Genomic DNA, 25,978 nt, shown 5'->3' with positions numbered 1-25,978 from the left:
CTCGACTTGCACCGGATCGACGTCGACATCCTGGCGCAGGATCCCGCGCCCGAATGTTGACGACGATCGGGTGCAAGCCGGGATGTCCGGGGAACGGACGCGCCGGGCGGATCCGCTCGCCGGCGCGGCTCAGATGCCGGACGGCTCGGATGCCGGGCGGATCCGCTCCCCGGCGCGGCTCGGATGCCGGGCGGACCCGCTCCTCCGGCGGATTCGCTCCCTGGGCGGCTCAGATGCCGCCGGCGCCCGAGTCGACGAGGTCGAAGATCTCGAACATCGGCATGTAGAGCGCGATGACCATCGCTCCGACGATGCCGCCGAGCACCATGATCATGAGCGGCTCGAGCATCGCGGTCAGCGACTCGGTGGTCGTGGCGACCTCGTCGTCGTAGAAGTCCGCGATCTTCTCGAGCATCTCGTCCATCGCGCCGGTCTCCTCACCGACGGCGATCATCTGCACCGTCATCGGTGGGAACACCGCGTGCTGGCTCAGCGGGCGCGCGACGCTCTCGCCCTCCTTGACCGCGGTCTGCACGTCCTTCACGGCATCGGAGATCACGCCGTTGTTGACCGTGTCGGCCGTGATCTCGAGCGCGCTGAGGATGGGGACGCCGGCACGCAGCAGGGTCCCGAAGTTCCGGTTGAAGCGGGCCAGGGCGATCTTGTGGAACAGGTCGCCGAAGACCGGCACCTTCAGCTTCAGCCGATCCAGCTGATAGCGGACCTTGGGGTCCTTGCGGGCCTGCTTGAACAGCTGCCACGCCACGATCGGCAACGGCAGGATGAGGAACCACCAGCTTCGCAGGATGTCTGAGAGGAACAGCAGGATCTGCGTCGGCAGCGGCAGCTCGCCTCCGAGATCCTCGAACATGTCGACGAACACGGGGACGATGAAGATCAGCATGGCGGCGGTGAGCAGGATCGCCAGGCAGACCACGACCACGGGATAGGTGAGCGCGGTCTTGATCTTGCGGCGCAGCTCCAGGTCCTTCTCGAGCGTGTTCGCCACGCGCAGGAGCACCTGGTCGAGCATGCCCGCGGTCTCGCCGGCGCGGACCATCGCGACGTACAGCTTGGGGAACACGTCGGGGTGATCGGCGAGCGAGTCGGACAGCGACCGCCCCTGCTCGATCTGGCCGCGCACCACCCCGACGATCTCGGCGAGCTTCCGGTTCTCGGTCTGCTCGGCGAGAATGTTCAGGGCGCGCACGAGCGACAGCCCCGAGTTGATCATCGTCGCGAACTGCCGGCTGAAGACCGCGAGGTCCTGCAGCTTGATCCGCCCGGACAGGCCGGGGATGGAGACTTCCTTGTGCAGCGTGGAGCTCTTCTGCTGCTGCACCGAGATGGGCGAGTACCCCATCTCACGCAGCTTCGCTGCGACCGCGCGCTGGTCGGGTCCGTCGAGCGAGCCCTTGAGGGTCTTGCCCGACTGGTCGCGGACGGTGTAGTCGAAGGTCGCGGTAGCCATCTCGTCGCTCTCCTAGGCCCGGCCGCAGAGGCGGTTGAAGTCGGCGGCGTTGTTGCACTTCTCGAGCGCGGCGTCGTACGTGACCTTGCCGGTCTTGACCAGCTGCGCCAGGGACGTGTCCATCGTCGCCATGCCGTGCTCCTTGCCGGCCTGGATCGACGAGTACATCTGGTGGGTCTTGCCCTCGCGGATCAGGTTCTTGATCGCGCTCGTCGCGATCATGACCTCGGTCGCGGGCACGCGGCCGTGGCCGTCCTTCGTCTTCAGCAGCTGCTGGCAGACGACGCCCTGCAACGCCCCGCCGAGCTGCACGCGGATCTGCTCCTGCTGGTGCGGCGGGAAGACGTCGATCATGCGGTCGATGGTCTGCGGCGCGTCCTGGGTGTGCAGGGTGCCGAACACGAGGTGCCCGGTCTCCGCGGCGGTGAGGGCGACCTGGATCGTCTCGAGGTCGCGCAACTCGCCGACGAGGATCACGTCCGGGTCCTGGCGGAGCACGTGCTTGAGGGCCGCCGAGAACGAGTGGGTGTCCCCGCCGAGCTCGCGCTGGTTCACGATCGAGCGGTTGTGCGTGTGCAGGAACTCGATCGGGTCCTCGATCGTCATGATGTGGCTCGAGCGCTCCCGGTTGACCATGTCGATCAGCGACGCGAGCGTGGTCGACTTCCCCGAGCCGGTCGGACCCGTCACGAGCACGAAGCCGCGCGGCCGCCGCGCCAGGCTCTCCACGGCGCGCGGGAGCCCGAGGTCCTCGATCGAGAAGATCTCGTGGGGGATGGCGCGCATGACGGCGCCCATCGAGTCGCGTTGCTGGAAGACGTTCACACGGAAGCGGGCGACGTTGGGGACCTGGTAGGAGAGGTCGAGTTCCAGCTCGTTCTCGAACTGCTCGCGCTGCTTCTGGGTGAGGATCGCGTAGATCATCTTCTGCAGCTCGGGCGGGGTGAGCACGTCGAACTCGTCCATCGGCTCGAGCTCGCCGTGCAGCCGCAGCATCGGCGGCACGCCCGCGGTGAGGTGGAGGTCGCTCGCGCCGCGCTTGATGATCTGCACGAGGACCTCGTCGAGGTCGATCGCGCTGCCCTGCTCGTACGCCAGCAGGGAGTCGGCGCCCTCGGGGGCGGCCTCCGTGGCGAGGGAAGCCTCGGCGGCGTCCGACCGTTCCGCGAGGCTCAGCCCCCTCGAGCCACCGGGTGGCCTCTGGCGCGCCTCCCCCTGCTCGCGCTCGGGTCGCGCACCCGCGCCACCATCGGCGGGTGCGGAACCGGGCGCGTCGGCGAGGTGGGCGATCGCCTGCTGCAACTCGCCGCGCGCGGCGAGTGCGGGGCTGACGTCGACGCCGGTCAGCGCCTTCACCCGTTCGACGGCCTCGTCGTTGCCGGGGTCGGCGAGGGCGACCAGGAGGCTGCCGTCGCGATCGAAGCCGACCGGCAGAGCGCCCAGTCGGGTGGCCTCGTCCTGGGGCATGAGCGCCGCGGCGTCGGGATCGACCTGTCCCGGCCGGGTGTCGGCGAAGGGCATGCCGATGGTCTCGGCCACCGCTTGCACGATCTCGCGCTCGGCCGCATAGCCGAGGTCGACGATCACCTTGCCGAGCGATCCCCCCTCGTACTCCTGGGTCTCAACGGCGGAGCGCAGCTGCTCCTCGCTGACCACACCTCGGCTCACGAGCACGCGCCCGAGTTCCGTCGTCATCGCCTCTCCCAGCCGTCAGCTCGTCGGGCCGCAATGGCGACCCCGTTCACTGGATCGGCAACGGCCCGGGAGCGCTTGAGTGCCGCCGCGCCGACGAGTTCCCCGCGACGGGCTCCGGTTGACACGGGAGACCAGCTGGCGGGCATTGACCGTCCGGAATCACACAGAGTGGTTCTTCGCACACGGATTGCTAAAGCTATTCCGGGCGGCTCCCGACATTCCGTGTTGTCGGGATGATCGGACACGGAGAACGCACGGGTGCCGCGCGCCAGTGCCGAGCACGAGGCGGAAACGATGATCGGGAGGTCCTGATGCTCACCGCCCTCAGCGACGACGAGGGGATCAGCCTGGTCGAGCTGCTCGTCGCGTTCACGGTCCTGATGATCGCGCTCGCCGGCACGGCCGCGGTGCTCATATCGGTCCTCGAGGTGAATCGACAAAGCGAGGAGCGGGTGGCGGCGAGCAACGTCGCCGACCAGGAACTCGACCGCGCCCGCAGCCACGACTTCCTCGACCTCGAGGCGTGGATCGACGACCCGCCCGATCCCGAGGCGGTGGCCGTCGACGGGCTGGACTACACGGTGCGCCGGTGGGCGAACTGGGTCACGCTCGAGCAGGAAGGCAGTTCCTGCGAGGCCCCCGACTCGGACGGACCCACCCACGTGGAGGTCGTCGTCGAGATCGACGGCCCGAGTCTCGCCGAGCCACATCGATCCCAGACCATGGTCGCTCCAAGCGTCGGTGACCTGGACCCCAACCGCGGCCACATCGGCGTGCTGCTCAGGGACCGCGACGGGGACCCGCAGGTCGGGGAGCGCGTGACGATCGATCGTGGGGCCCAGCAGCACACTCAGCTCACCGACACGGACGGCTGCGCCTTCTTCGGTTACATCGATATCGGCAGCTGGACGGTCGAGGTCCCGAACGCGGCCCCGGCGGACGCGGTACCCACCACCGACCCGGTCCACGCCGCGCTGGTCAGCCGACCCGACGTGCCGGCCCCGCCCGCGGAGCACCAGGACGTCGGCGGCGGGGAGGTCCGCACCTCCGAGTTCTGGGTCGACGAGCCCGCCACCGCGACGGTCACCGCCGAGGGCGAGCTCGGCGGGCAGCTCGTGCCCACTCCCCTGCCGGACGCCTTCCCGGTCGTGTTCCGCCACGCGGAGCTGAACGACCGCCTCCCGTTCACCTTCGACCAGGGCATGGCCATAAACGGCTTCTGGCCCTATCCCGCCGATCACAGCGTTTGGATCGGCGAGAACCAGCGGCCAACCGACGACCCGGACGCATGCCTGCCCGAGGGCGCTGCGGTACCCGCCACGCTCGAGCCCGGGGAGGCGACCGCAATCACCGTCCCGTTCGCCACGGTCGAGGTGGTCCTCGGCGAGAACCCCGGCCAGGGCGAGGGCGAGGGCGAGGGGGAGGGCCCCACGCGCACCGTGCGGGCCGAGCGCCCCGACGACTGGGACTGCGGCGAGGACTCCCTCGAGGTCGTCGAGCTGGAGCGGGGCGAGAGCGAGCTCGTCGCCCTGCCGTACGGCCCCTGGACGTTCTCGACCGACCCGAGCGACCACACCGACGTGACCACGGAGCTCGCTCCGGGACGGGACGAGCCCGAGGCGGTCGAGCTCGAGCACCGGGGCGAAGGGAGCTAGCCATGCGACGGCTACACCGCGAGGAGGGCGTCACCCTCGTCGAGCTGCTCGTCACGATCGTCGTGACCGGCGTGGTCCTGGCCTCGCTCACCGGGGCGGTCCTCACCGTGACGCGCTCCACGGCCAGCACCGACCAGCGCGAGGAGGACCGCGGGGTGGCGATGATCGCCATCGGCCAGGCCACGCAGGCGCTGCGGACCGCGCACGAGCCGGCGGGCGTCGAGGGGCCCTTCCTGCACGCCGATGCCGAGCGGGTGACGTTCTACGGCAACATCGGCGGCGACGTCGGCGACCCTCCGGCCCGCGTGACCATCGAATCCGTCGAGACCGACGAGGGCCACGCGCTCGAGATGACCACCGTGCCCGGCGATCCCAGCGGGGGCTCGCTCGCGTTCGACGAGGACGACGCGTCGACCCGACGGCTGGTCGGTCGGCTCACCAACCCCGACGACCTCTTCGTGCTGCATCCCGACGCGACCTCGGATGCCCCGTTCACGCCCGCGCCCGACGACCCGAACTCCCTGCGCGCGATCCGCGCGATCAGCGTGGAGGTCGCCGTCGGGGGCGCCGAGCACCTCGACGTCGCACCGACCCGCGTCACGAACCGCGTACGTCTCCCGAACCTGGAGGGGTGACCGATGCGCCCTTTTCCCACCTTCGATCGGCCGACGGCCGCCCTGGCGGATGATCGAGGCGCTGCCCTCGTCGCCGTCCTCGGCTGGACGGCGATCCTGGCGTCGCTCGTGGCCGCGCTCATGGCCTTCGCGTTGAACGGCTCGCGCCAGAGCGCCGAGGACCAGGACTGGCACGCCGCGCTGGGCGCGGCCGAGGCGGGCGTCGACGACTTCGTGCACCGCGTCAACCGGGACTCGACGTTCTGGCAGGACGCCGTCGACTGCGAGGATCCCGACGAGGCCGAGGGCCAGCCCCGCTGCGAGTTCGTGGACACCCCAGGGGCCGGGTCGGTCGGCGAATACCGTTACACCGTCAACACCGGCGAGTTCGAAGACACCGGCGGCGTCACGGTGGTCGCGACCGGCCGCGTGCGGGACCGCACGCGGACGATCGAGGCGACGATTCGCCGAACGACGTTCCTCGACTTCGTGTACTTCACCGACTACGACATGCTGCCCGGGCGGCTCAACGACGACTGCGACGGCAGCGACCTCGAGACGTACTACTGGCAAGACGGGTGGGACGGGACCACGCGGGACTCCGACTGCAACACGATCCGCTTCGTCAGCGACGACGTGATCGACGGGCCGTTCCACACGAACGACGTTCCGCTCGTCGAGGGCTCGCCGACCTGGAACGCCCAGGCCACGTCGTCCAATCCGCAGCTCGACCCGACCCGGGACGAGCTCGACGATCCTGACCCGAACGACGGCTGGGCTGACTTCTGCCCGTACACGAACCGGTGCAGCCCTGGGACGCCCGACCCCGACTTTCAGGACGGTGACCCCACCTACCGGCCCTCGCAGGACATGCCGCCGACCAACGACGCGGTCCGCGCCGCCGCCGATCCCGAGGACGCCACCGCCGGCGAGGGGTGCCTGTACCTCGGGCCGACCCACGTGGAGCTGCTCGACGGGGGCCAGATGAGCGTGCTGAGCCCGCTAACGCCGGACAGCCACAACCCCGGCCAGGGGTGCCCGGGGCATGGCAACACCGGCAGCCACCCCGACAACGGCGTGATTTACGTCGCCACGGGCTCGGAGGCCGACGGCTCCCATCCGCTGGAGGGCTCGGTCATCCCGTCGGGTGACGCGACCCTGGACAGCAACCCGGTCGAGAGCCACCTCGAGACCTACGACCCCGAGGCCGGCGACCTCTTCATCGAGGGCACGGTCGACGGGCACCTGACCGCGGCGAGCGCGAACGACGTCATCATCAGCTGGCACCTCGAGTACGCCAACGGGACGGACTCCGATGAGGACCTCATCGGACTCATCGCCCAGAACGACGTCAAGGTCATGGGAGCCGTCGCCGGCTCTCGCACCGGCGGACCGAGCTTCTCGACGCTCGACCTCCCACGGCACGGGACCACGTTCGACGATCCCCGGATCCACGCGGGGCTGCTCGCTCTCAACGGCGTGGTCAAGGTCCAGAACTACGCTCACGTGGGTGACCGCGGAACGCTCAACATCACCGGCGCCATTGCCCAGCGCTACCGCGGCCCGGTCGGCCTCACCATCGGCAGCGGCCGCTCCGGCTACGCGAAGAACTACACCTACGACTGGCGGCTCCAGCGGCTGTCGCCGCCGCACTTCATCGAGCCGGTCGACGCTCAGTACGACGTCGCCGAGTGGGCCGAGCGCGTCACCCCCGACGTGCACCGCGACTGACCGCGCGAGCGACCCGACGACCGGCGACCCGCGGCACTCACCGGCTGACCTCAGCCCGTGCGGCGATGGCTTCGTGGATCTCACGGCTGCGCTCGTCCGCGCCGAGGGAGCCGAACGAGGTCACCGACCGGGGCAGGTCCACGGGACCGTCGTCCGTGTCGAGCACGACCACGTGGGCCAGCCGCTCGTCGCCGCGCACCCCCACGAGGCTCGCGAGGGGGACGATCCGTCGGGGCCGCACCCGGCGGATCACCACACTGGTCGGGCCCAGCCGCACTTCGGTACGACTCACCCGCCACATCAGGACCGCCACCGCCAGGAAGACCGTCGCGACGGCGACCGGGCCGAGCGCCTCCGTCGGCATCTGGGCGTCGAGCAGAGCCCACACCGCCACAAGGCACAGAGGCACGACCAGGGCCAACCACAGCCAACGCTGCAGACGCACGAGCGGGTGAGCACGCCATCGCCGCTCCGACGCGTCCACCACGCTCACCGCCTCGGTCGACGTGTCGCCGATCGTCTCCTCAGTCCCATGACGGGCGGAGCTCCAACGAGTCCAGAACCGTGTCCGCGACCACCTGACCATCGACCACCGCGTCCTCGTCCACGCCGATGGTGACGGCCACCACGCGCTCCGCCTCGCTCATCGCGAAGACACTCCAGAAGCGGTAGGCGGTCTCCTCGTCGACCACCGCGTCGGTGGTCGTGAGCGTACGCAGGACCGCCTCGTCGGCACCGGCGACGTCGATCGGCCCCTCGTCGACTTCGGAGACCTCCGGCTCGCCCTCGTCCCGTCCGAAGAACCCGATCGCACCGTCGAGGTCGTGGCTGTGCAGGCTCGGCCAAGCCACGATGATCAACGCCTCGGCGTGGTCCGCCTCGTCGGCGGGTCGCTCGATGCGGATCTCGCGCTCGTAGCCTTCACCGACCGTCATCTCCCAGTCCGCGGGATGGGCGAAAGCGAGCCGGTCGTCCTCGTAGCGGTCCACGTCGAGTTCGCCCGAGGCGTCGCCCCCATGGCCGGAGCAGGCGAGAAGCCCGAGCATGGGAACGAGGAGGAGCGTCCCGCGAGCGAGGCGCCACGAACACGATCCTGTGCCAACATGCCCCACCGTCACCACTGGCAGTCCCTTCGGCGCGTCGATCGTGGTCCACGCGGACGGGATGACGTTCGAGCTCGCCGGCACCGAGTCATGGGCGTCTGCCAGCCCACCGGCACGACCCGCCCCCACCATTCCGCCGACCACGAAGGTCGAGCCCACCCGCGACGGAGAAGGCTACTTGCTACACGACGACCCGGGAAACCTCCTCGAGGGTCGTCTGGCCCATCAGCGCCTTGGCGAGCCCGTCCTCGCGCAGGGTCCGCATCCCCTGGGCCTTCGCGAACTTGGTGACCTCCTCGGTGGAGGCACGCTCGACGATGAGCCGCTGGATCTCCTCGCTCATGACCATGACCTCGTGGACCGCGAGGCGGCCGCGGTACCCGGTGTGCGCGCAGGCGGCACAGCCGACCGCCTTGTAGAGCGTGGGCAGGGACTCGTCCTCGTCGACGGGCAGGCCGGCGGTCCGCAACTCGGCGGCCGTCGGCTCGTAGGCCTGGCGACAGTGCTTGCAGATCCGCCGGGCGAGGCGCTGCGCGAGCACGCAGTCGACCGAGCTCGACACGAGGAAGGGCTCCACGCCCATCTCGGTGAGCCGCGTTACGGCGCTCGGCGCATCGTTCGTGTGCAGCGTCGACAGCACCAGGTGCCCGGTGAGCGCCGCCTCCATGCCGATCTGCGCGGTCTCGGTGTCGCGCATCTCCCCCACCAGCACCACGTCCGGGTCCTGACGGAGGATCGACCGCAGTGCGTTCGGGAAGCTCAGGCCGGCCTTGGGATTGATCTGGACCTGGCTGATCCCGCCGAGCTGATACTCGACCGGGTCCTCGGTGGTGACGATGTTCACGCCCGGCTGGTTGATCACGTTCAGCGTCGCGTACAGCGTCGTCGACTTCCCGGACCCGGTCGGCCCGGTGACGAGGATCATCCCGTAGGGCTTGGTGAAGCTCTCCTCGTAGCGCTGGTAGTTGTGGTCGAGGAAGCCCAGGTCGCTGAGTTCGAGCAGCACCGACGACTTGTCGAGGATGCGCATCACGACCTTCTCGCCGTGCACGGTCGGCAGGGTCGAGACGCGCAGGTCGATGGCCTTGCCGCCCGTGCGGATGCTGATGCGGCCGTCCTGGGGGATCCGCCGCTCGGCGATGTCCATCTCGGCCATGATCTTGAGGCGGCTCACGACCCCCGCGTGGATCTTCTTGCCCTGGGTCGTGACCTCGTGGAGCACCCCGTCGACGCGTTCGCGAACGCGGATCTCGTGCTCCTGGGGCTCGATGTGGATGTCGCTGGCCCGATCCGCGACGGCCTGGCTGATGATCGCGTTGACGAACTTGACGATGGGCGCGTCGTCAGCGACCTCCTGGATCGATTCCAGGTCGTCGGGCTCGTCGCGGGTGTCGATCTCGTCGGCGAGGTCCTCGACCGACTCGCCCATGCGAACGTAGCGCTCGATCGCTTGGTTGATGTCGCTGCGCGTGGCAACCACAGCGCGCACGTCGCGGTCGGTCGCGGTGCGGACGTCGTCGATGGCCAGGACGTTGGCCGGGTCCCCCATCGCGATGACGAGGGTGCCGTCGTCGTCGAAGCCGATCGGCAGCACGCAGTGGCGGCGCGCGAGATGCTCGGGAACCAGCGAGGCGGCCACGGTGTCGACCTGCCCGCTCGACAGGTCGACGAAGTCCATGCCTAGGTGGCGGGCGAGGGCGGCGACCAGATCGGCTTCGGTGACGAGCTCGAGCTCAATGAGCACGCGGCCGAGCGACTTGCCGGTCCGTTCGTGCTCGGCGGTCGCGCGCGCGAGGTCCTCCCCGCTGACGAGGCCGTCCTCCCGAAGGATCTCACCCAGTTGCACGAGACTATTCCTCACGCCAGACGTCACGTTGCCAACCGTCGAGCGTGGGTTCGGTGATGTCTTCGGTCGCAATCAAACTGGCGCCACCACCTAGATCGATCTCAAAGCACATCATGGAACCATAGAAAGTTGGTTGGCCATTCCAGTCCCCACATTGCGCACCAGGAGCATACAGCAACGCCCTGGCAGTCGACTGGTTTGGCAGTTCCACTTCCCCATGAGGACTGTCAGGCACCTCATCATGCGGGGGCATTGCATATATCTGCAAGTCACTTGATGAACCATGAAAGTTTACTTGACTCCCAGGCCCGCTGCCCAAGTGAATCTCCTCCCAATCCCTCACAACAATCCGGACAGCGTCGCCAGTACCAGTCACGTGAAAACCGTCGTCGAGATGCAAGTCTCGGCCCTCAACTTTGTAATCTCCCCCGTCGAGCGACGGGACCGGGCTTTCATCCAGGCCTTCCAGATCTTCCAGCTCTTCAGCGCCATGCTCGATCGTAGCCACCTCGTTCAGGCGCCCTTCCGTAACAGCCTGCACTCGATCCGTCCTTACCTCAACGTACTCGCCGTTCTCGCAGTCGTCACCATCGATGCTACAGCGGTCAGCGTCGCCGTCGTAATCAGCAATCACAAGCCTTCCGAGCTCTTGGGACGGCCACCCGCCAATATCGATCTCCCCATTGCTCCCGGCCAGGCCGTCGAGTGCCTCAAGGAGGCCAGTTTCCCCATCCTCGAGACTGATTTCCCCCTCTCCATGAGAGCTGAATATATCTTCACCGAAGAATGCAAAGTCGAAGAACGGTTCAGTCCGCAGTTCGCGTGACACAGTTCGCTCGACACCGTCCCCCGCTAAGCCCGTGGACCGGACGGTCAACCGACCGTCCCCCTTCTCGGTATCATCGATCTCGACCTCGTAGGAGCCACTCTCGACGCTGCCCTGGATCGGGGGGATCGCCACGGGACCTTCGGTCTGTACGCGATGCACTCCGCGCTCCAAACCGATCTCAGCGACGTGGAGCGCTTGCTCGTAATCGACGTCGAAGCGCGCCTGGCGTTGCCCGGTGACCATGGTCGCCGTCACGACGACGGCCAGGCCGGCGATCACGATGGTGGCGAGGAGCGCGAGCGGCAGGCTCCCGCGCTCCGAATAGATCTCCGCATGCGCCACGGTCATCCTCCTCGATTCCGCATGATCACGGTGTCGCTCAGTTCGACCGGCGCGTCGGCGTTATCGATGTCACGGCCGAATCTGAGCTCGACGCCGTACGCGGAGCCCGGCGGCTCGACCGACTCGACCGCGTCCGCGTCATCGGGCACGAGGAACGCGAACGGGTCGTGATCATCCGGCCACCGCTCGACGAGCGACTGCGCCGACCCCCCGTCGACGCGGCGCACGAGGCGACCGTCGTGGATCGTGTACTCGACCTCCTCGTGCCCGTCGCCGCGATCGACTTTGGCCTCCAAACGGTCCGCTTCGGCGAAGAGAAGTGGGTCCGCGGCGCGGACATCACGGGAGACGCGCTCGGCCGCCGTCCGCAACTCGGCGAGGGCGTCGCTGCGCTCGATCTGCGCCCGTTGCGCGCTGTGCGCTGAGACGATGCCGCTCGTGATGGCCGCGCCCAGGACCCCCAGGAGGAGGACGACGACGAGCAACTCGACGAGGGTGAACCCGTCCTCGTTGACCTGCCGAGAGAGGGTCGCAGCCCTCATGCCACCCACCTCCACACGACCGCGCCGCTCAAGTCGTCGACGTGTGCGGGGTCGATCGCGGTCTCGAACGTCACCGACCGGTCAGAGCCGGCTGCGGTCCACCGGATGTCCAGGCCCACGTAGATCAGGTCCTCGTCGTCACCCTCCTCCGGATCCGTCGCGTCCATCCACGACAGGTGACGCGTGATCTCGTACGTTCGACCTGCGACCTCGACCTCCAACGTGCTTGGGTCCTCGCCGACCTGGTCGAGGAGGTCGACTTCGCCGGCGGCCCGCAGGCGCTCGATCTCCTGCGTCGCCGCCCGCGTGGCGCCGGCGCGGCCTTCCTCGTCCATGAGCGAACGGGAGGAGGCGATGAACGTGCTAAGCAGCGCGAACAACCCAACGCTCAGCACGAAGACTCCGATGAGCACCTCGACGAGGCTCACGCCGGTGTCGTCACTGAGCCGTTCCCGCCTCAGGTGTCCTCGCATACGCCCTCCCATCCGGCCTCCCAAGGGGTATCGGCCCACACGCGCAGCAGGTTGAGCGCAGAGTAGGAAGCTGAGGCGCCGCACTCGCGGTGTGTAGTCCGCTCGGTGCTTGACATGCGGTCATGCAGGGGTCGGCATCCGCCCGTCGATCTCGTCGAGCGCCGCGTTCAGGAGGGTGAGCAGGACCTGCTTGACCGACTCCCGCTCGCGCGCGTCGCAGGCGACCATCCGCACGTGGGAGGGGACACGAAGCAGCCGGCGCACCCGCTCCACGACGTCGTCGCCGGCGGCGGCGGCGGCGGTGTTCGACTTGTTGACCGCGACGACGTACGGGACGTCGGCGGAGCGCTTGAAGAACTCGAGGATGCCCGCGGCGTCGTCGAGGCTGGCGTCGTCATCGCCGTCCACGAGCACGACGAAGCCGAGCATGCCCTCGGAGAGGATCTCCCACATGAAGTCGAAGCGCTGCTGTCCGGGCGTGCCGAACAGGTAGAGCGCGAGCCCCTCGTCGATGGTGAGCCGCCCGAAGTCCATGGCCACGGTCGTCTCCGACTTGCCACCACCCGACTTGCCACCGCCCGAGGGCCGGCGATCGGCGATGCTGCGCTCGGTCGACAGGACCGTGATCTCGCTGATCGCGCGGATCAGGGTCGTCTTGCCGGCCCCGTACGGCCCGGTCACGACGACCTTGGCGGAGACCCGGGAGCCGTTGCGGTGGCTGCGAGCCTGAGGGCGGCTCATCCCGTTCGCCCTCCCCGCACCGAGGCGGTGGGCAGCGGCATCCCTACGCATCCTTTACGCCGTCGATGAGCCGCAGCAGCAGCCCGCGGTTCACGTCCTGATCGCGGCTCAGCCGCCCGCCGTACGCGTCGTCGTGGCCATCGGACCCCGACCCCGGCTCGGCCGTCTCGTGCTCCTCGATCGCCTCGACCGGTTCGACGGCCTCAGCGGCGGCTCCGTTCATCGTCCCGCCGGTCACCGATCCGGCGCTGGCTCCAGCACTGGCGCCGGCGCTGGAGGCTGGGGAGGTCCCGCCGCCAGACGTCCTGCGTCCCCCGTCGTTGCGTGGGGAGGCCTCGGGCCCCGCTCCACTGGCCCGGTTCGGGCCGCGGCGCCCACCGTTGCCGCCGGCGTCGTCCATGCCGAGCGAGGCGAGCTCACGCGCGACCTGCGCCCGATTCACGCCTCGCGCATCGCGGCCACTGCGAGTGGTCGGTGCAGGACGGTCGTGCTCGCCCGACCCGCTCGACGCGTCCCCGGGGTCCTCGGCGGAGGCACCGGAGGCGTCCCCTGGGGCCTCCCCCCGGTCCTCGTCCTGCTCCTCTTCCCCCTTCTCCTCCGACGGCGACGCAGCGCTGGCGGAGCGTGCGTCCTCCAGAGAGGTCACGGGTGGTGAGTCGGTGCGGCGCGCGGGATCGGGACTGTCCGCGGGCCTCCCAGCGGTGGCGTCGCGACGAGCCGCGGCCGAGCCCTGCGAGACGGGCACGTCCTTGGCGGCGAGCGCGTCCACGCTCCCGGGCGCGTCGGCAGCGGGAGCGGTGTGAACGGCGCGCACGGGCTCCTCGGCCGCGGATTCCGCCTCGTCCTCACTCACGGTGTCCGCGCGGACGCGCGCGGTGCCGGGGGCAGCTCGACCGTTGGCCGGGCCGGAAGCTCCGTCCTGCCGGTCGTCGGTCACGCGGTGCCCGACCGCGGCCGATTCGTCCGCGAGATCCGAGGCGACTCGCGTGCGCGAGCGCGTGCCCTGCTCGGCCGTCGCTCGTGAACCGGGATCGTCCGTGCGACCGCTTGAGCGCCCGCCGCGATCACCGACCGTGGCGAGGCGATCGAGGCTCCGCCGGCTCTCCAGGAGCTCGTCGAGGCTGGAGCCTTCCCCCTCCTCCACGACCTCGATCAGGCCGTCCTCGACCAGGTCGGCGAGCAACTCGCCGGTGGAGAACGCACCCATTCCGCAGAGTCCGGCGAGCTCGCCCACGGTGCGCTGCCCGTCGACCAGCACGAGCAGCTGCCAGGCCGACCGGCTGATCTCCAGGAGCCCGTCACCGGGAGGACTGGGCGCGAGCGCGACGCGCGCGTGCGCGCCCGGCACCCGGTCCTGGGCCTCCTGCCAGCGTTGCAGGCGCTCGCCGGCCTCGGCGAGGAGTTCGTCCCCGGCCACCGCAGCGCGCGGCCAACTGGCGGCGAGCCCCACGGACTGATCGAACTCGAAGGTGCCGTCCTCGAGCTGCAGGAGGGTGAAGAGCGCGTCGATCACCTGCTCACGGACCGCGTGGTCGACCGAGTCACCCGCGACCTCCTCGCGGGCGAGGAGGTCGCTCGCGAGCGCCACCGGTCCACCGTCCCGGTGCGCGGCGACGGCCTCGGTGAGCTTGTCCGCGTCGAGCAAGCCCTCGACCACGAGCCGCGCTGCGAGCGGGAGGCGTTCGAGGTCCGCGACGGCGAAGCACACCTCACCGTCGCGGACGACGACCTGCCCTTCGCCGTGGGCGTATCGCACCCGCAGCGCGCCGGTCTTGTTGGTCAGGCCGAGCAACTGGAAGATGTCCTGGAGCGTGAACTCCGCGAGGTCGCCTGCGAGCATCTGGACTCCCGGGGCCAATCTGGGATGGCGTTGGGCGGATACGGCGGGGGGACGGGACGGCGGGTGGGGGATCCCGCGGAGCTAGGTCTCGGCGGGAGTGGTGGTCGGTGGGTGCCCCTGGCGGTGGTCGCTTGACAACTCGTCGCCGAACACGTCGACCGAGCGGTCACGCCATCGGACACCCGCGTCGGCCAGGGCGGCGAACTCCTCGAGCCCGCGCGTGGAGGCATCCGGCGTCGTGTCAGAAGGACCGTCGGGCGCAGGGGCCGAAGAACCCTTCCCCGCGGGGACCGAAGGACCCTCCGGCACGCTGGCGTGGGCCAGGGCATCGGCGATGTCGGCCGCGGCCCGGCGCAGCTCGTAGCGGACCAACCCGAGCTTGGCGTCGGGCTCGGTCACCGCGAGCAGCACGGCCTCCTCGCCGGCGGACAGGCAGCACACCAGCCCGCCCTCGGCGTCGACCAGCAGCTCGCGCAGCTGACCCCGGCCCAGCCCGACCGCGGCCTGCTCGCCGAGCGAGAGCAGGGCGGCGGCCATCGCGCCGACGTGCTCCTCGTCGATGTCGTCGGGCACGGCGGAGGCCATCGTGAGGCCGTCGAGGCTCACGACCGCGGCGGCGGCGACATCGCGCAGTTGTCCGATGAGCCGCTCCAGGGCCTCGACGAGTCGCACGTCGAGCGAGTCCTCCCGCTCCTCGGGAAGATGTCGGGCATCCACCTGGCCACTCATGCGCGTCCTCGTCTCGCTGGAACCGGTCCGTCGGCCATCGGAGCGGCCCGCGCCAAAGGGTGCTCCGTCGGGGATGTCGGCAGACCTCCGGGGTTACTTGACGGCCCGGAGCGAGGTCACCGGAGATCGGTCGGTTGACGAGAAGTGCCTCAGGTGGCCAGCGCGGCCCGCATCGCCGACCGGGGCGGCGCCGACCCGATCCATCGCTCGAACGCGAGGGCGGCCTGCTCGATGAGCATCCCCGTGCCGTCGCGAACGGTGGCACCGCCCGCTGCGCCCGCCCGCAGGAACGGGGTCTCGGACACCCCGTAGACCAGGTCGAGGGCGATCTGGCCGTCCCCGAGCGTCATGAACCGCGCGGGCAGGGACTCGCCGGCAAGACCCAGCGGGGTCGCGTTGATGACGCACCGCGGCTCGCCGACCTCGTCCGGGACCGCTCCTGCCCGCGCGGCGAGCTCCGCGATCTCCCCGGCCGCCTCGGCCCTCCGGGCCGAGACCTCGACCCGCGCGCCGACGCGCCCCAGCGCGACCGCCGCCGCCCGGGCCGCCCCGCCCGAGCCGAAGAGCACGACCGTGTCCCCGGCGACGAGGCCGAGGTCGTCGCGCAGCTCGCGTTCGAGCCCTGCCGCGTCGGTGTTGTCGGCGGTCAGCACGGCCTCACCGGTCGATCCGGTCCGCCAGAAGAGCGTGTTGGCGGCACCGACGAGCTGCGCCTCCTCGGTCGCGGCGTCGGCGAGCGCGAGCGCCGCCGTCTTGTGGGGGACGGTCACGTTCGCGCCGAGCGCCCCCAGGGCCCGCAGCCCGGAGACCGCCGTGGCGAGCCGCTCCGGCGCGACCTCGAACGCGAGGTAGGCCGCGTCGACGCCGGCCGCGGCGAAGGCGGCGGTGTGGATCGCGGGTGAGCCGGAATGCCCGACGGGCTGGCCGAGCAGCGCGACCAGCCAGGTGGCGGCGGTGGTCATGGCCGGCCGGGTCCGGTGCGGGCGGTGGTCACGTGTCGTCGCAGAAGCGGCCCCCGTCGTCCTGGATCTCGCGGAACCGGGCGACGTTCTGCTGGTGCGCCTCGTCGTGCTCGGCGAAGGCGTGCTCCCCGGTCTCGGTGTCGCACACCACGTAGTACCGGTAGTCGGTATTCGCCGGATGGGCCGCGGACTCGAGGGCGGCCCGCCCCGGCGCGGCGATCGGGGTCGGCGGCAGCCCTTCGACCTCGTAGGTGTTCCAGGCCGAGTCGATCTCGAGGTCCTCGAAGAGCAAGCGACCCTGATGCTCGTCCTGGGCGTACTGGACGGTCGCGTCGATCTGCAGCAAGCGCTCGTCCTCGAGGCGGTTGGCGACCACGCTCGCGACGACGGGCCGTTCCTCGTCGATGCGCACCTCCCGCTCGATGAGGCTGGCGACGGTCAGCAGCTCGTACTGCTCCCAGTCCACCTCGGGTTCGATCCCGCTGAGGCGGTCGTCGGTCGTCCGAACGAGCTCGGCCAGGATCTCCGCAGCGGGGGTCTCTTCCTCGAACTCGTAGGTCGCCGGCGCGAGCAGGCCCTCGAACTGCTGCGCGCCCTCAGGCAGGTCGCTGGGAACCCACTCGGGCAGGCTGATCTGCACCAGCCCCTCCTCGAGGTCCTCGACCTCGTGAGGGCTGCCGCCGGCCTCGGCGATGCGCTCGAGGGTCTGGGGCACCGTAAGACCCTCGGGGACGGTCACGGTGAACGTCGGCGGCGGAGGTGGCCCCTCGGCGAACCGGTCGAAGACCTGGGTCGCGCTCATGCCCTCGCGCAGGGTGTACTCGCCGGCGCGGATCTGGTTCGCCCGCGCGTCGAACCGGGCGGCGAGCCGGAAACGCCACTCGCTGTCGATGACGTCGTCCTCGGCCAGCATCGTCGCGACGTCGTCGACGTTCGCGCCGTCAGGAATCTCGACGGCGACCTCGTCGCCGAGATCCTCGGAGGGTTCCCCAGGCAGCAGAGCGCGGACCCCGAGGACGGCCACGACGGCGAGCCCGACCAGGACGATCAGGAATAGCGCCGACCCGCGTGACAAGCGCATGACCCCGATCCTCGCACGTCTACGTTCGGTTCGCGTCCAACCATCCCTGAAGGATGAGGACGGCGGCCACCCGGTCCCGCACCGTGCGCCGCTCGCGGCGTCCGGAGCCCTGGGCACGCATGGTCCGCTCCGCCTCCGCGGTCGAGAGGCGCTCGTCCCACAGCTCCACGGCGAGGCCGGCCTCCTCGACGGCGGCGGCCACCGCCCGGGCGCTACGGGTGCTCGCCGTGTCCCGACCGGAGAGGCCCCTCGGCAACCCGATCACGACGACGCCCGCGTCACGCTCGGCCGCGAGCGCGACGAGGCGGTCCGCCAGGTCCGCGGCCCACGCGCGCTCGTCGCCCCCGGGATCCCCGGGTCGGGTGCGGCCGCTCGCACCCACCTCGCTCGCGGAGAGGGTCTCCACGGGCGTGGCGACCGTGCGATCGGGGTCGCTGATGGCGATGCCGACGCGCACGCTGCCGACATCGACCCCGAGCGCGCGCCGCCCCCCAGGCGTCTCGTTCACGCCGCCGCCTCGCTCACGCCGCTCCGAGCCGCTCGCGCGCCTCGCGCCGGCTCGCCTCGAGTGCGTCGCCGAGCCGGTCGCCCTCCTTGCCGCCGGCCTGGGCGAGCTCGCCGCGGCCGCCCGCGCCGCCGCCCACCGTCTCGGCACCCGGCCGCAGCACGTCGGCCGCCTCGATGCCGAGGTCGGGCGACACCACCGCGACGAGCGAGGCCTTGCCGTCGGGAGTCGTGGTCCCGAGGACGACCACGCCGCTGCCGAGCCGGTTGCGCAGGTCGGCGGCGAGGATCTTGAGACCGTCGCGGTCCGCGCCCTCGACACCGGCGGCCAGGAGGCCGACCGACCCGCCGTCGGGTCCCGGCAATCGCTCCGCGTCGTCCAGCAGCGCGGCACCGCGGGCCATGAGGGCGTCCTGGCGCGCCTGCTGCGCGGCCTTCTCCGCGGCTTTCACGCGCTCGAGCAGCGCCTCGACGCGTTGGACCGCCTCGTCGGTCCCGACGTTCAGCAGGTGCGCGACCTGCTCGGCGACCATCCGCTCGCGCGCCAGGTGCTGGAAGGCTTCGGGGCCGGTGACCGCCTCGATGCGCCGCAGGTTCGCGGCGATCGAGCCCTCGGCGAGCACGGTGAACAGCCCCACCTCCGGGGTGCGGTGCACGTGCGTGCCCCCGCACAGCTCCTTGGAGAAGTCCCCGATGCGGACCACGCGCACGTGCTCGCCGTACTTCTCCCCGAACAGCGCGATCGCGCCCATCCGCTGGGCTTCGTCGATCGACGTCTCGACCACGTCGATCTCCGGGTCGGCGGCGATCCGCGCGTTGACCCACTCCTCCACCTCGGAGAGCTGGTCCCGGGCCACCGCCTCGAAGTGCGGGAAGTCGAAGCGGAACCGTCCCGCGTCGATCGCCGAGCCCGCCTGCACCGCGTGGTCGCCGACCACCTCCTTCAACGTCGCGTGCAGGATGTGGGTGGCGGTGTGCCCGCGGGTGATCGACACGCGCCGGTCGAGGTCGATCGCGGCGTGGGCGTCCTGACCGGTGCGCACCTCACCGCTGGCCACCCGGGCCCGGTGCGCGTACAGCCCCTCGAGCGGCTCGAACGTGTCGACGACCTCGAGGCGGCCGGTCTCGGTCTCGATCACGCCGTGGTCGCCGAGCTGGCCGCCGCCCTCGGCGTAGAACGGCGTGCGAGGCAGCACGACCTCGACCTCGTCGCCCTCCTCCGCCCGGTCACGCAGACCCTCGCGGGACAGCAGCGCCGCCAGCGGCGTCTCGGTGTCGGTGCGCGTGTACCCGATGAAGTCGCTGGGACCGGTCCGTGCGACCGCCTCGCGGTAGGTCTCGATCGGGACCGCCGTGCCGTCCCCGCCCTTCGCTCCCGCTCGCGAGCGCGCACGCTGGGCCTCCATGTGCTCGGCGAAGGCGTCGCGGTCGAGATCGAGGCCCTGCTCGCGCGCGATCTCCACGGTGAGGTCGACCGGGAAGCCGTAGGTGTCGTGCAGCGTGAACGCGGTCGCCGCGGGCACGTGGGACCACCCCTCGGCCTTGGCCTTGGCGATCGCCTCGTCGAGCATGCCCGTGCCGTAGGCGAGCGTCCTGGTGAAGTGCTCCTCCTCGCTGGCGCAGACGCGGTCGACGAGCTCGCGCTGCTCGACGAGCTCGGACCAGGCGTCACCCAGGGTCTGTCGGACCGCGTCGGTCATCGCGGGCATGACCGCGCCCTCGTGGCCGAGGCTGCGGGCATGCTTGACCGCGCGCCGCAGCAGCCGGCGCAGCACGTAGCCGCGGCCCTCGTTCGACGGCAGCACCCCGTCGGCGATCAGGAACGAGGCCGAGCGCGTGTGCTCGGCCAGCACGCGCAGGCTCACGTCGGCGTCCTCGCGCTCGCCGTAGCCGATGCCGGTGACGTCGGCGGCGCGGTCGAGGATCGGGCGCAGCACGTCGGTCTCGTAGACGTTCGGCACGTCCTGCAGCAGCATCGCCATGCGCTCGAAGCCCATGCCGGTGTCGACGTTCTGCTGGGGCAGCTCGCCGAGCACGTTGCCGTCGGCGTCCTGCTCGTACTGCATGAAGACGAGGTTCCAGAACTCCAGGAACCGGGTCTCGTCGACCAGCGGACCGCCGTCGGGTCCGTGCTCGGGACCACGGTCGTAGTAGAGCTCGCTGCACGGGCCGCAGGGACCGGCCCCGCCGAGCGACCAGTAGTTGTCCGAGGCGTCGAGCCGGCTCGACCCCTCGGGCACGCCGATGCGCTGGATGCGCTCGGCGGGGACGTCGGTCTCCTCGAGCCAGAGCTGCGCGGACTCGTCGTCCTCCTCGAACACCGTGGCCCAGATCCGCTCCGGCTCGAACCCGAACCCGCCCTGCTCCTGCGGCGTCGTCGACAGCTCCCACGCCCAGCGGATCGCCTCGCGCTTGAAGTAGTCCCCGAAGCTGAAGTTGCCGAGCATCTCGAAGAACGTCAGGTGGCGGGTGGTGTACCCGACGTTCTCGATGTCGACCGTGCGGGCGGACTTCTGCACGGTCGCGGCGCGCGGGTGGTCCGGCACGGCCTCGCCCAGGAAGTACGGCTTGAACGGCACCATGCCCGCGATCGTCAGCAGCATCGTCGGGTCGTTGGGGATCAGCGACGCCGACTGGCGGACTCGGTGGTCCTTCGACCGGAAGAACTCGAGGAAGGTGTGGCGGATCCGGTGGGCGTCCATGGGCTCACTCGCGGTGTGGTCGGCGGTCGGCGGTGGTCAGCGGTCCCGGGACGGTGGGGAACGTCCGTCCTCCCAGGATGACGCGCCCTGCAGCGGTCGGTCTCGATGCGTCAAGGAGCGGCCTACGCGCCGGGGTCACGGGGTCGGTGGGCGGCACGTAGCTCCGCCTCGCGGCTGGCGGCCACCGAGCGGCCCTCGGCCAGCGCGTCGCGCAGCCGGTCACCGAACGTGCCGGCCCGCGCGGCCGCGCTCCGTCCCAGTTCCTCGGGAGCCAGCTTGCGCTGGGCCTCGTCGAACTTGCGGATCGCGTACACGCCGAGCGTGATCCCGGCCCCCAGGCCGAGCAACGCGTAGAACGGACGACGGATCACGCCTGCTCACCCCCCGAGCGGGCGCGACGCGCCGCGGCCGTCGCCCCGGACACGAACGCGATCGCCTTGATCAGCGGATTGGTCACCGCCGTGTGCAGCACGTCGGCGATGCTCTCCGCACGGGTGGACACGTGCTGGACGCTCGCGACGATCGAGTCCACGCGGGCCAACTCCGTGTTGACACCGGCGACCGTCTCGTTGACGTCGGTGAGGATGGGGGTCGTGTGCTCGGTGATCTCCGAGACGGTCCGGGTGAGCTCGTTCACCGTGGACACGAGGCTGACGAGCACCGCCATGAGCCCGAGCATCGTCGCGCCGAACGCGACCGCCGCGAGGATCGCAGCGACGCCGAAGAAGTTCTCGTCGAAGATGAACCCGAGCACGACGAACACTGCGGCCACGGCCAGCGCGATCACGACCGAAGCGATCACCGCTGCGTTGCGCATCCTGTCACCTTCCAAAGCCGGCTTCACGGTCGGGGCGGCCCGTCGGGTCCCCGGGGGCCCTCCGGGCTCGCGGGGGCTTGAGGTCGAGCCCCCGCGAGCCTAGAGGGTCCGGCGCTGTGCCCGCGACACGGCACCCCGCTGTCGGCGGGTGCCAGCCGCCAGGCGCAAGCCCAACTCGACGAGTCGGAACCCCAGCTTCCGCCGGTAGGCCGCACGACGTTGCCGACGCAGGCCGCGCAACAGCCGCTCCCGAGCGGCCTCCTCGTGCAGCTGCCGTTGTCGTTCATGACTGAACCGTAAATCGAACGAATCGTACATTTGCTTACCTTTCGGGCACGAACGAGCGCAAGAGTTGAGCGCGTTCATGCGATCGAGCAGATCAGCGGACCTCGTGCGCACGCGAACCTCGTGCGCGGTGCGACCGCGTCGAGGGACTGGCTAGGGGCGGAAGGCCCCGGTTACGCCGCGATGGCCCCGCGGGTGCCGGCTGTCGCGCCGAACGCGATCGTTCGGCCGAGACGCGGCCGGCACTGAGCAACGTGGGCCCAGTCCCGTCGCGCGTGGCGTCGCGTGCGCGGTCCAGATCCGTTCATCCCGAACGCAGGCACGATCACGAGCGTCACGAGGGCAGCGGTCTCACGTGGACGCAAGAGCTTCAACATGGCGTCCCCTTTCCCTCGGTCTCGTGCGCGCCCGCGGAGCGCGGACGGCTCGCCGTTCGATGGCGAGCCGTCGGAAGATACGGGGTGGGGCGCGGGTTGATCAAGCCCTCGGAACCACACCGGACGTTGTCCGGTCGGACAGTTCCGGTCGAGCGGGGGAAGGCTAGCGGGAAGGGGCCCACAGGCCGGGATGGGAGATTCCCCTCAGAGGCGCCGGGTCACCACGACCCAGAAGGTCTTCGCCAGGATCACGAGGTCCAGCACCGGCGACCAGTTCACGAGGTACTGGAGATCGTGGCCGAGCTTGTACTCGGCATCGGTGTGGTAGCGACCGTGGATCTGCGCGAGGCCGGTCAGCCCGGGAGGGACCTCGTGGCGCCGCGTGTACCCGGGGATCATCTCGGCGAAGTGGTGCGTGAGCTCGGGGCGCTCGGGCCGGGGCCCGACGATCGACATCTCGCCGCGCAGCACGTTCCACAACTGCGGGAGCTCGTCGAGCCTGGTGGCGCGCAGCCATCCCAGGCCGCGCACGACCCGCGGATCACGCCCCCGGGCGGCCAGCTGCGCACCGCCGTGGCGCTCGGCATCACGCACCATGGTCCGGAACTTCACCATCGAGAAGACCGCACCGTCCTTGCCGACGCGCTCCTGCCGGAAGAGCACCGGCCTGCCCGCCACCGCCAACACGTAGAGCGCCACCAGCGCGACGAGCGGCAACGCCACGGGCAGGAGCAACGCGAGGACCAGCAGCTCGAGGGTGCGCTTGGCGTGCCAGCGCGACTGGGGCAGGGCCCGCGTGCGCACCGGCACGAACGGCATCCCGGCCACCTCGCGCACCGCGCGCAGGCCGAGCAGCGTGTCGCGCGCGCCCACACGTTGCAGCACCCCGATGCCGCGCTCGTCGAAGCTCGACAGCGGCTCCGGGTGCAACTCGTCCAGCAATCTGCTGGTGAGGACGAGCACGTCGGTCGCTTCCGTGCCCAGCACGGCCTCCAGCAGCCCGTCACTCGAGTTGGCCGACCCGACCACCTCGGCGCGCTCCTCGGTCTCGGCGAGATGGGCCCGAGCCAGGTTGACGTCGTCCGGCGCCCCGACCAGGAACACCCGCGGCGGGCCGTCGCGGCGGTCCCGCAACCACCGGGACAGGCCCCGGTTCGCCGTCACCCCGAGTGCGGCGAGCACCGCGACCGCCGCCAGGTTGCCGCGCGGCACCAGGAACACCCCGGTCAACAGCTCCGCGAGAGCGACCAGGAGGATCGACCCCAGGACGGCACCACTCGCGCGCGGGAGGAAGGACCGGTGGCCGAGGCGCTGCTCGCGCTCGTAGAGTCCGCCGAAGTAGAACGCCGCCATGTGCAACGCGACGATCGCCGCGTAGCCGCCCGCGTAGGCCGCCGACGAGTAGGTGGGCCAGGTGAGGCCGTGGCGCACGAGCATCGGCACGACGAGCGCCAGGCCGACGGCGAGCGCGTCCACCAGCATCAACAGGCGGAACCCGCGCGCGTTCAGCCGTGCCAGCAGCGGCCGCTCGGGAGCGGCGTCGTCCTGGGCGGGCGGTGCGGGAGCGGACTGCGTCATCGCCCCCAGGATCGCACAAGCTGCTACCGCGAGGCATTGACCGACCGCAGATCGACCCCCGACCCGCTCACGCAGTGACGCCCTGGCTCGATGCGTCGAGTCGGTCACGCGATCAGGCGATCCCGCCGGCTCGGCAACCGAACAGCGGACGGTTCGGCGGGGCGGTCACTCGCTGGCCCGTGCCCGCGAGCGAGCGGCCTCGGCAGCGTCGGACTCCCCCGCGGCCTCGAGCGCCGCGGCGAGGTCCCGCCAGCGCTCGGGGTCCTCGTCGCCCACCGCGAGCGACCGTTCGAGCAGATCGGCGGCTTCCTGCGGCCGGTCGCGCTCGAGCGCGTGCCGGCCGGCTTCGGCCAGCACACGCCCGGTGCGTGGGTGCAGGACGACGGCCCGCGCGTAGGCCGCGTCGGCTCGCTCCGGGGCGTCGAGCGCGACGGCGAGGCGGCCGATGTTGAGGTGCGCGGCTACCGCACGGGGATCGCGTCGCACGGCCTCCTCGTAGGCCCGGAGACCGGCCTCGAGGTCCCCGGACGCGACGTGCGCCCCGCCGAGCCGGGAGGCGTGGCTCGGTTCCCACGGCGCGAGCGACGCGGCCCTCGCGTAGCCCTCGACCGCGATGTTCTGCTCCCCCGCCCGCGCCGCCTGGGCGGCGTGCACGTCGGCGCGCCAGGGCAGGGTCGCCGCGACCCCTACGGCGGCCACGAGCGCGAGCACGACGGCCCCCGCCGCGCGCACGAGGCCGGCCGGCGCGCGGAGGGACACGAGCGGATCCGGCGGCCCCGGCGTCCCACCGAGCGCGAGCCCGGCGACGAGCGCGCCGGTGACCGCGAGCGGAGCAACGTCCAGCGAGACCGCGGCCTGCGCGAGGTAGGCCGCGCCGGCGGCGCCGAGGCCGAGCGTCCGGAGACGGTCCGCGGTCCCGCCGCGCCGCCACGTGCGCACGAGGGCGTGGGCCACGAGGCCCACCAGGGCGAGCCACGTGACCAGGAGGGGTGCCCCGCCGGACACGAGCAGGTCGAGGGGGACGCTGTGCGGGCTGTCCGCGATCCGGTCGAGCCCGCGGGCGGCGGCGCTCTCGGCCGCCTGGTAGGCGGCGAAATGGCCACGGAACCCGGCGAGACCGACCCCGCGCCACGGGTGATCCGCGACGATCCGCAGCGCGACCTCCCAGATCTCGAAACGGTTGGCGAGCGACACCCGGGCGCTCGCCCAGGCACCGGTCGTGACCCCGGCGAGCGCCGAGCCGAGCAGCGCCGCCACGACCAGCAGCCCCACCCGACGGGCCGCACGAGCGCCGCGGAGCAGGGCCGCGCCGCCGACCAGCACGACCGCTGCCGCGAGCCCGCCGGCCACCACGCCCTGCAGCGAGCCCGACAACGCCGCGACCACGAGCGCCGCGGCGGCGATCGCCCCGGCGCCCGCGCGTGCGGTCGACGCGGTGCTCGCGAGGGCGGCCCAGACGCCCAGCGGCGCCACGATCCCGAGCCAGCCCGAGAAGAAGTTGGTGTTGCCGAGGAACGCGAACACCGGCGGGCCGCCCTCCACCAGCGCCCAGGGGAACGGGTCGGCACCGATCGCCTGCACGATCGCGTAGCCGATCGCCGGGATCGCGGCGACGAGCAGCGGCGCGATCGCGGTCAGCGGCGCGCGGCGGCCCGCCACGATGGCGGCGAGCAGCAGCACGAGCGCGGCGAGCGCGACCGCGAGGCCCAGATGGCGGCCCGCGTGTCCGACCGTGGCGAGCAGCGGCCGCTCGTGCGCCGCGGCCGCCGTGACGAGCGCGGCCGCGTGGGCGGCGACCACCACGAGCAGCACGCCCCGTGGACGGTGCACCCGTCCTCCCCGCAGCCCGCCGAATGCGACCGCGGCGGCCAGGCCCAGTCCCCCCAGCACCGCGAGCACGGCCTTCGGCGTGAGGAACGGGTTCTCGAGGCCGGGCCACATCACGAGCACCACCAACGCGGGCACGGCCCCGGCCGCGAGCGCCCAGCGATCGGGAGCGGCCGGAGCCGTCGAACCCGGCGGCGCCGATACCGCGGAGGGTCGCGCGGCCCCGATCACCGC

Annotated in this window: 23 protein-coding genes; 3 read left to right on the top strand and 20 right to left on the bottom strand. The window is 71.2% G+C overall.

All coding sequences use genetic code 11. The annotated features are described in order from the left end of the window. Positions 1-229: 229 nt before the first annotated feature. A complete protein-coding gene (locus tag ER308_RS19345) occupies positions 230-1,471 on the bottom strand; it encodes a type II secretion system F family protein (protein WP_131156504.1) in 1,242 nt (413 codons plus the stop codon). A 12-nt stretch (positions 1,472-1,483) separates the two neighbouring features. Next, positions 1,484-3,166 (bottom strand): PilT/PilU family type 4a pilus ATPase, encoded by a 1,683-nt coding sequence (locus ER308_RS22885; protein WP_131156503.1) that lies wholly within the window; start codon positions 3,164-3,166, stop codon positions 1,484-1,486. Positions 3,167-3,477: 311 nt separating this feature from the next. On the opposite strand from ER308_RS22885, the gene ER308_RS21860 reads away from it, so the two are divergent. Genes ER308_RS21860 through ER308_RS19330 form a run of 3 tightly spaced genes read left to right on the top strand, consistent with a single transcriptional unit; the run spans position 3,478 to position 7,166 of the window. Further along, positions 3,478-4,821: a type IV pilus modification PilV family protein gene (locus ER308_RS21860; RefSeq protein WP_165492261.1), complete on the top strand. Its 1,344-nt coding sequence runs from the start codon at positions 3,478-3,480 to the stop codon at positions 4,819-4,821. A gap of 2 nt (positions 4,822-4,823) precedes the next feature. Then, positions 4,824-5,456, top strand: a complete 633-nt coding sequence (locus tag ER308_RS21855; protein WP_165492260.1) for a type II secretion system protein — start codon at positions 4,824-4,826, stop codon at positions 5,454-5,456. Between the two features lie 3 nt (positions 5,457-5,459). Next, positions 5,460-7,166, top strand: coding sequence for a hypothetical protein (locus tag ER308_RS19330; protein WP_131156501.1), 1,707 nt, complete (start codon positions 5,460-5,462; stop codon positions 7,164-7,166). Between the two features lie 37 nt (positions 7,167-7,203). Here ER308_RS19330 and ER308_RS19325 read toward each other — a convergent pair whose 3' ends face one another. The 18 genes from ER308_RS19325 to ER308_RS19240 all read right to left on the bottom strand — a co-directional run bounded on the left by ER308_RS19325 (position 7,204) and on the right by ER308_RS19240 (position 25,975). Next, positions 7,204-7,653 (bottom strand): hypothetical protein, encoded by a 450-nt coding sequence (locus ER308_RS19325; protein ID WP_131156500.1) that lies wholly within the window; start codon positions 7,651-7,653, stop codon positions 7,204-7,206. 37 nt (positions 7,654-7,690) lie between these two features. After that, positions 7,691-8,212 carry a hypothetical protein gene (locus ER308_RS19320; protein ID WP_131156499.1) on the bottom strand — a complete coding sequence of 174 codons (522 nt, stop codon included), beginning with the start codon at positions 8,210-8,212 and terminating at the stop codon, positions 7,691-7,693. Between the two features lie 238 nt (positions 8,213-8,450). Beyond that, positions 8,451-10,142 (bottom strand): GspE/PulE family protein, encoded by a 1,692-nt coding sequence (locus ER308_RS19315; protein WP_205745744.1) that lies wholly within the window; start codon positions 10,140-10,142, stop codon positions 8,451-8,453. Next, on the bottom strand, positions 10,120-11,286 hold the full coding sequence (locus ER308_RS19310; protein WP_131156498.1) for a hypothetical protein: 1,167 nt from the start codon (positions 11,284-11,286) through the stop codon (positions 10,120-10,122). The genes ER308_RS19315 and ER308_RS19310 overlap by 23 nt, the downstream gene beginning before the upstream one ends. Before the next feature lie 2 nt (positions 11,287-11,288). Further along, positions 11,289-11,828, bottom strand: a complete 540-nt coding sequence (locus ER308_RS19305; protein WP_131156497.1) for a prepilin-type N-terminal cleavage/methylation domain-containing protein — start codon at positions 11,826-11,828, stop codon at positions 11,289-11,291. Beyond that, the gene (locus ER308_RS19300) at positions 11,825-12,301 is read right to left on the bottom strand and encodes a type IV pilus modification PilV family protein (protein ID WP_131156496.1); all 477 of its coding nucleotides are present in this window, start codon (positions 12,299-12,301) and stop codon (positions 11,825-11,827) included. Before ER308_RS19300 ends, ER308_RS19305 begins: the two co-directional genes overlap by 4 nt. A 120-nt stretch (positions 12,302-12,421) precedes the next feature. Beyond that, positions 12,422-13,042: a GTP-binding protein gene (locus tag ER308_RS19295; protein ID WP_131156495.1), complete on the bottom strand. Its 621-nt coding sequence runs from the start codon at positions 13,040-13,042 to the stop codon at positions 12,422-12,424. A 43-nt stretch (positions 13,043-13,085) separates the two neighbouring features. Next, the gene (locus tag ER308_RS19290; RefSeq protein WP_131156494.1) at positions 13,086-14,882 is read right to left on the bottom strand and encodes a DUF4388 domain-containing protein; all 1,797 of its coding nucleotides are present in this window, start codon (positions 14,880-14,882) and stop codon (positions 13,086-13,088) included. A gap of 81 nt (positions 14,883-14,963) precedes the next feature. Next, positions 14,964-15,611, bottom strand: a complete 648-nt coding sequence (locus tag ER308_RS19285) for a roadblock/LC7 domain-containing protein (protein ID WP_131156493.1) — start codon at positions 15,609-15,611, stop codon at positions 14,964-14,966. Between the two features lie 149 nt (positions 15,612-15,760). Continuing rightward, on the bottom strand, positions 15,761-16,573 hold the full coding sequence (aroE, locus tag ER308_RS19280; RefSeq protein ID WP_131156492.1) for a shikimate dehydrogenase: 813 nt from the start codon (positions 16,571-16,573) through the stop codon (positions 15,761-15,763). A gap of 28 nt (positions 16,574-16,601) precedes the next feature. Then, entirely contained in the window at positions 16,602-17,654 is a 1,053-nt protein-coding gene (gene mltG / locus ER308_RS19275) for an endolytic transglycosylase MltG (protein WP_131156491.1), read from the bottom strand. A 19-nt stretch (positions 17,655-17,673) separates the two neighbouring features. Continuing rightward, the gene (gene ruvX, locus ER308_RS19270; protein WP_131156490.1) at positions 17,674-18,162 is read right to left on the bottom strand and encodes a Holliday junction resolvase RuvX; all 489 of its coding nucleotides are present in this window, start codon (positions 18,160-18,162) and stop codon (positions 17,674-17,676) included. A 13-nt stretch (positions 18,163-18,175) separates the two neighbouring features. Next, entirely contained in the window at positions 18,176-20,860 is a 2,685-nt protein-coding gene (alaS, locus tag ER308_RS19265; protein WP_131156489.1) for an alanine--tRNA ligase, read from the bottom strand. Positions 20,861-20,982: 122 nt separating this feature from the next. Continuing rightward, positions 20,983-21,231 carry a hypothetical protein gene (locus tag ER308_RS19260; protein WP_131156488.1) on the bottom strand — a complete coding sequence of 83 codons (249 nt, stop codon included), beginning with the start codon at positions 21,229-21,231 and terminating at the stop codon, positions 20,983-20,985. Continuing rightward, the gene (locus ER308_RS19255) at positions 21,228-21,677 is read right to left on the bottom strand and encodes a DUF948 domain-containing protein (protein ID WP_131156487.1); all 450 of its coding nucleotides are present in this window, start codon (positions 21,675-21,677) and stop codon (positions 21,228-21,230) included. Before ER308_RS19255 ends, ER308_RS19260 begins: the two co-directional genes overlap by 4 nt. 99 nt (positions 21,678-21,776) lie before the next feature. After that, positions 21,777-21,995 carry a hypothetical protein gene (locus ER308_RS19250; RefSeq protein ID WP_131156486.1) on the bottom strand — a complete coding sequence of 73 codons (219 nt, stop codon included), beginning with the start codon at positions 21,993-21,995 and terminating at the stop codon, positions 21,777-21,779. Between the two features lie 548 nt (positions 21,996-22,543). After that, positions 22,544-23,917 carry an exopolysaccharide biosynthesis polyprenyl glycosylphosphotransferase gene (locus ER308_RS19245; protein ID WP_131156485.1) on the bottom strand — a complete coding sequence of 458 codons (1,374 nt, stop codon included), beginning with the start codon at positions 23,915-23,917 and terminating at the stop codon, positions 22,544-22,546. 165 nt (positions 23,918-24,082) lie between these two features. Then, on the bottom strand, positions 24,083-25,975 hold the full coding sequence (locus ER308_RS19240) for an O-antigen ligase family protein (RefSeq protein WP_131156484.1): 1,893 nt from the start codon (positions 25,973-25,975) through the stop codon (positions 24,083-24,085). Between the last annotated feature and the right edge of the window lie 3 nt (positions 25,976-25,978).

The sequence above is a fragment of the Egibacter rhizosphaerae genome (assembly GCF_004322855.1).
Taxonomy (GTDB): domain Bacteria; phylum Actinomycetota; class Nitriliruptoria; order Euzebyales; family Egibacteraceae; genus Egibacter; species Egibacter rhizosphaerae.
Note: the sequence above shows the minus strand (reverse complement) of the source record. Positions and strands in the feature narration are given on the sequence as shown.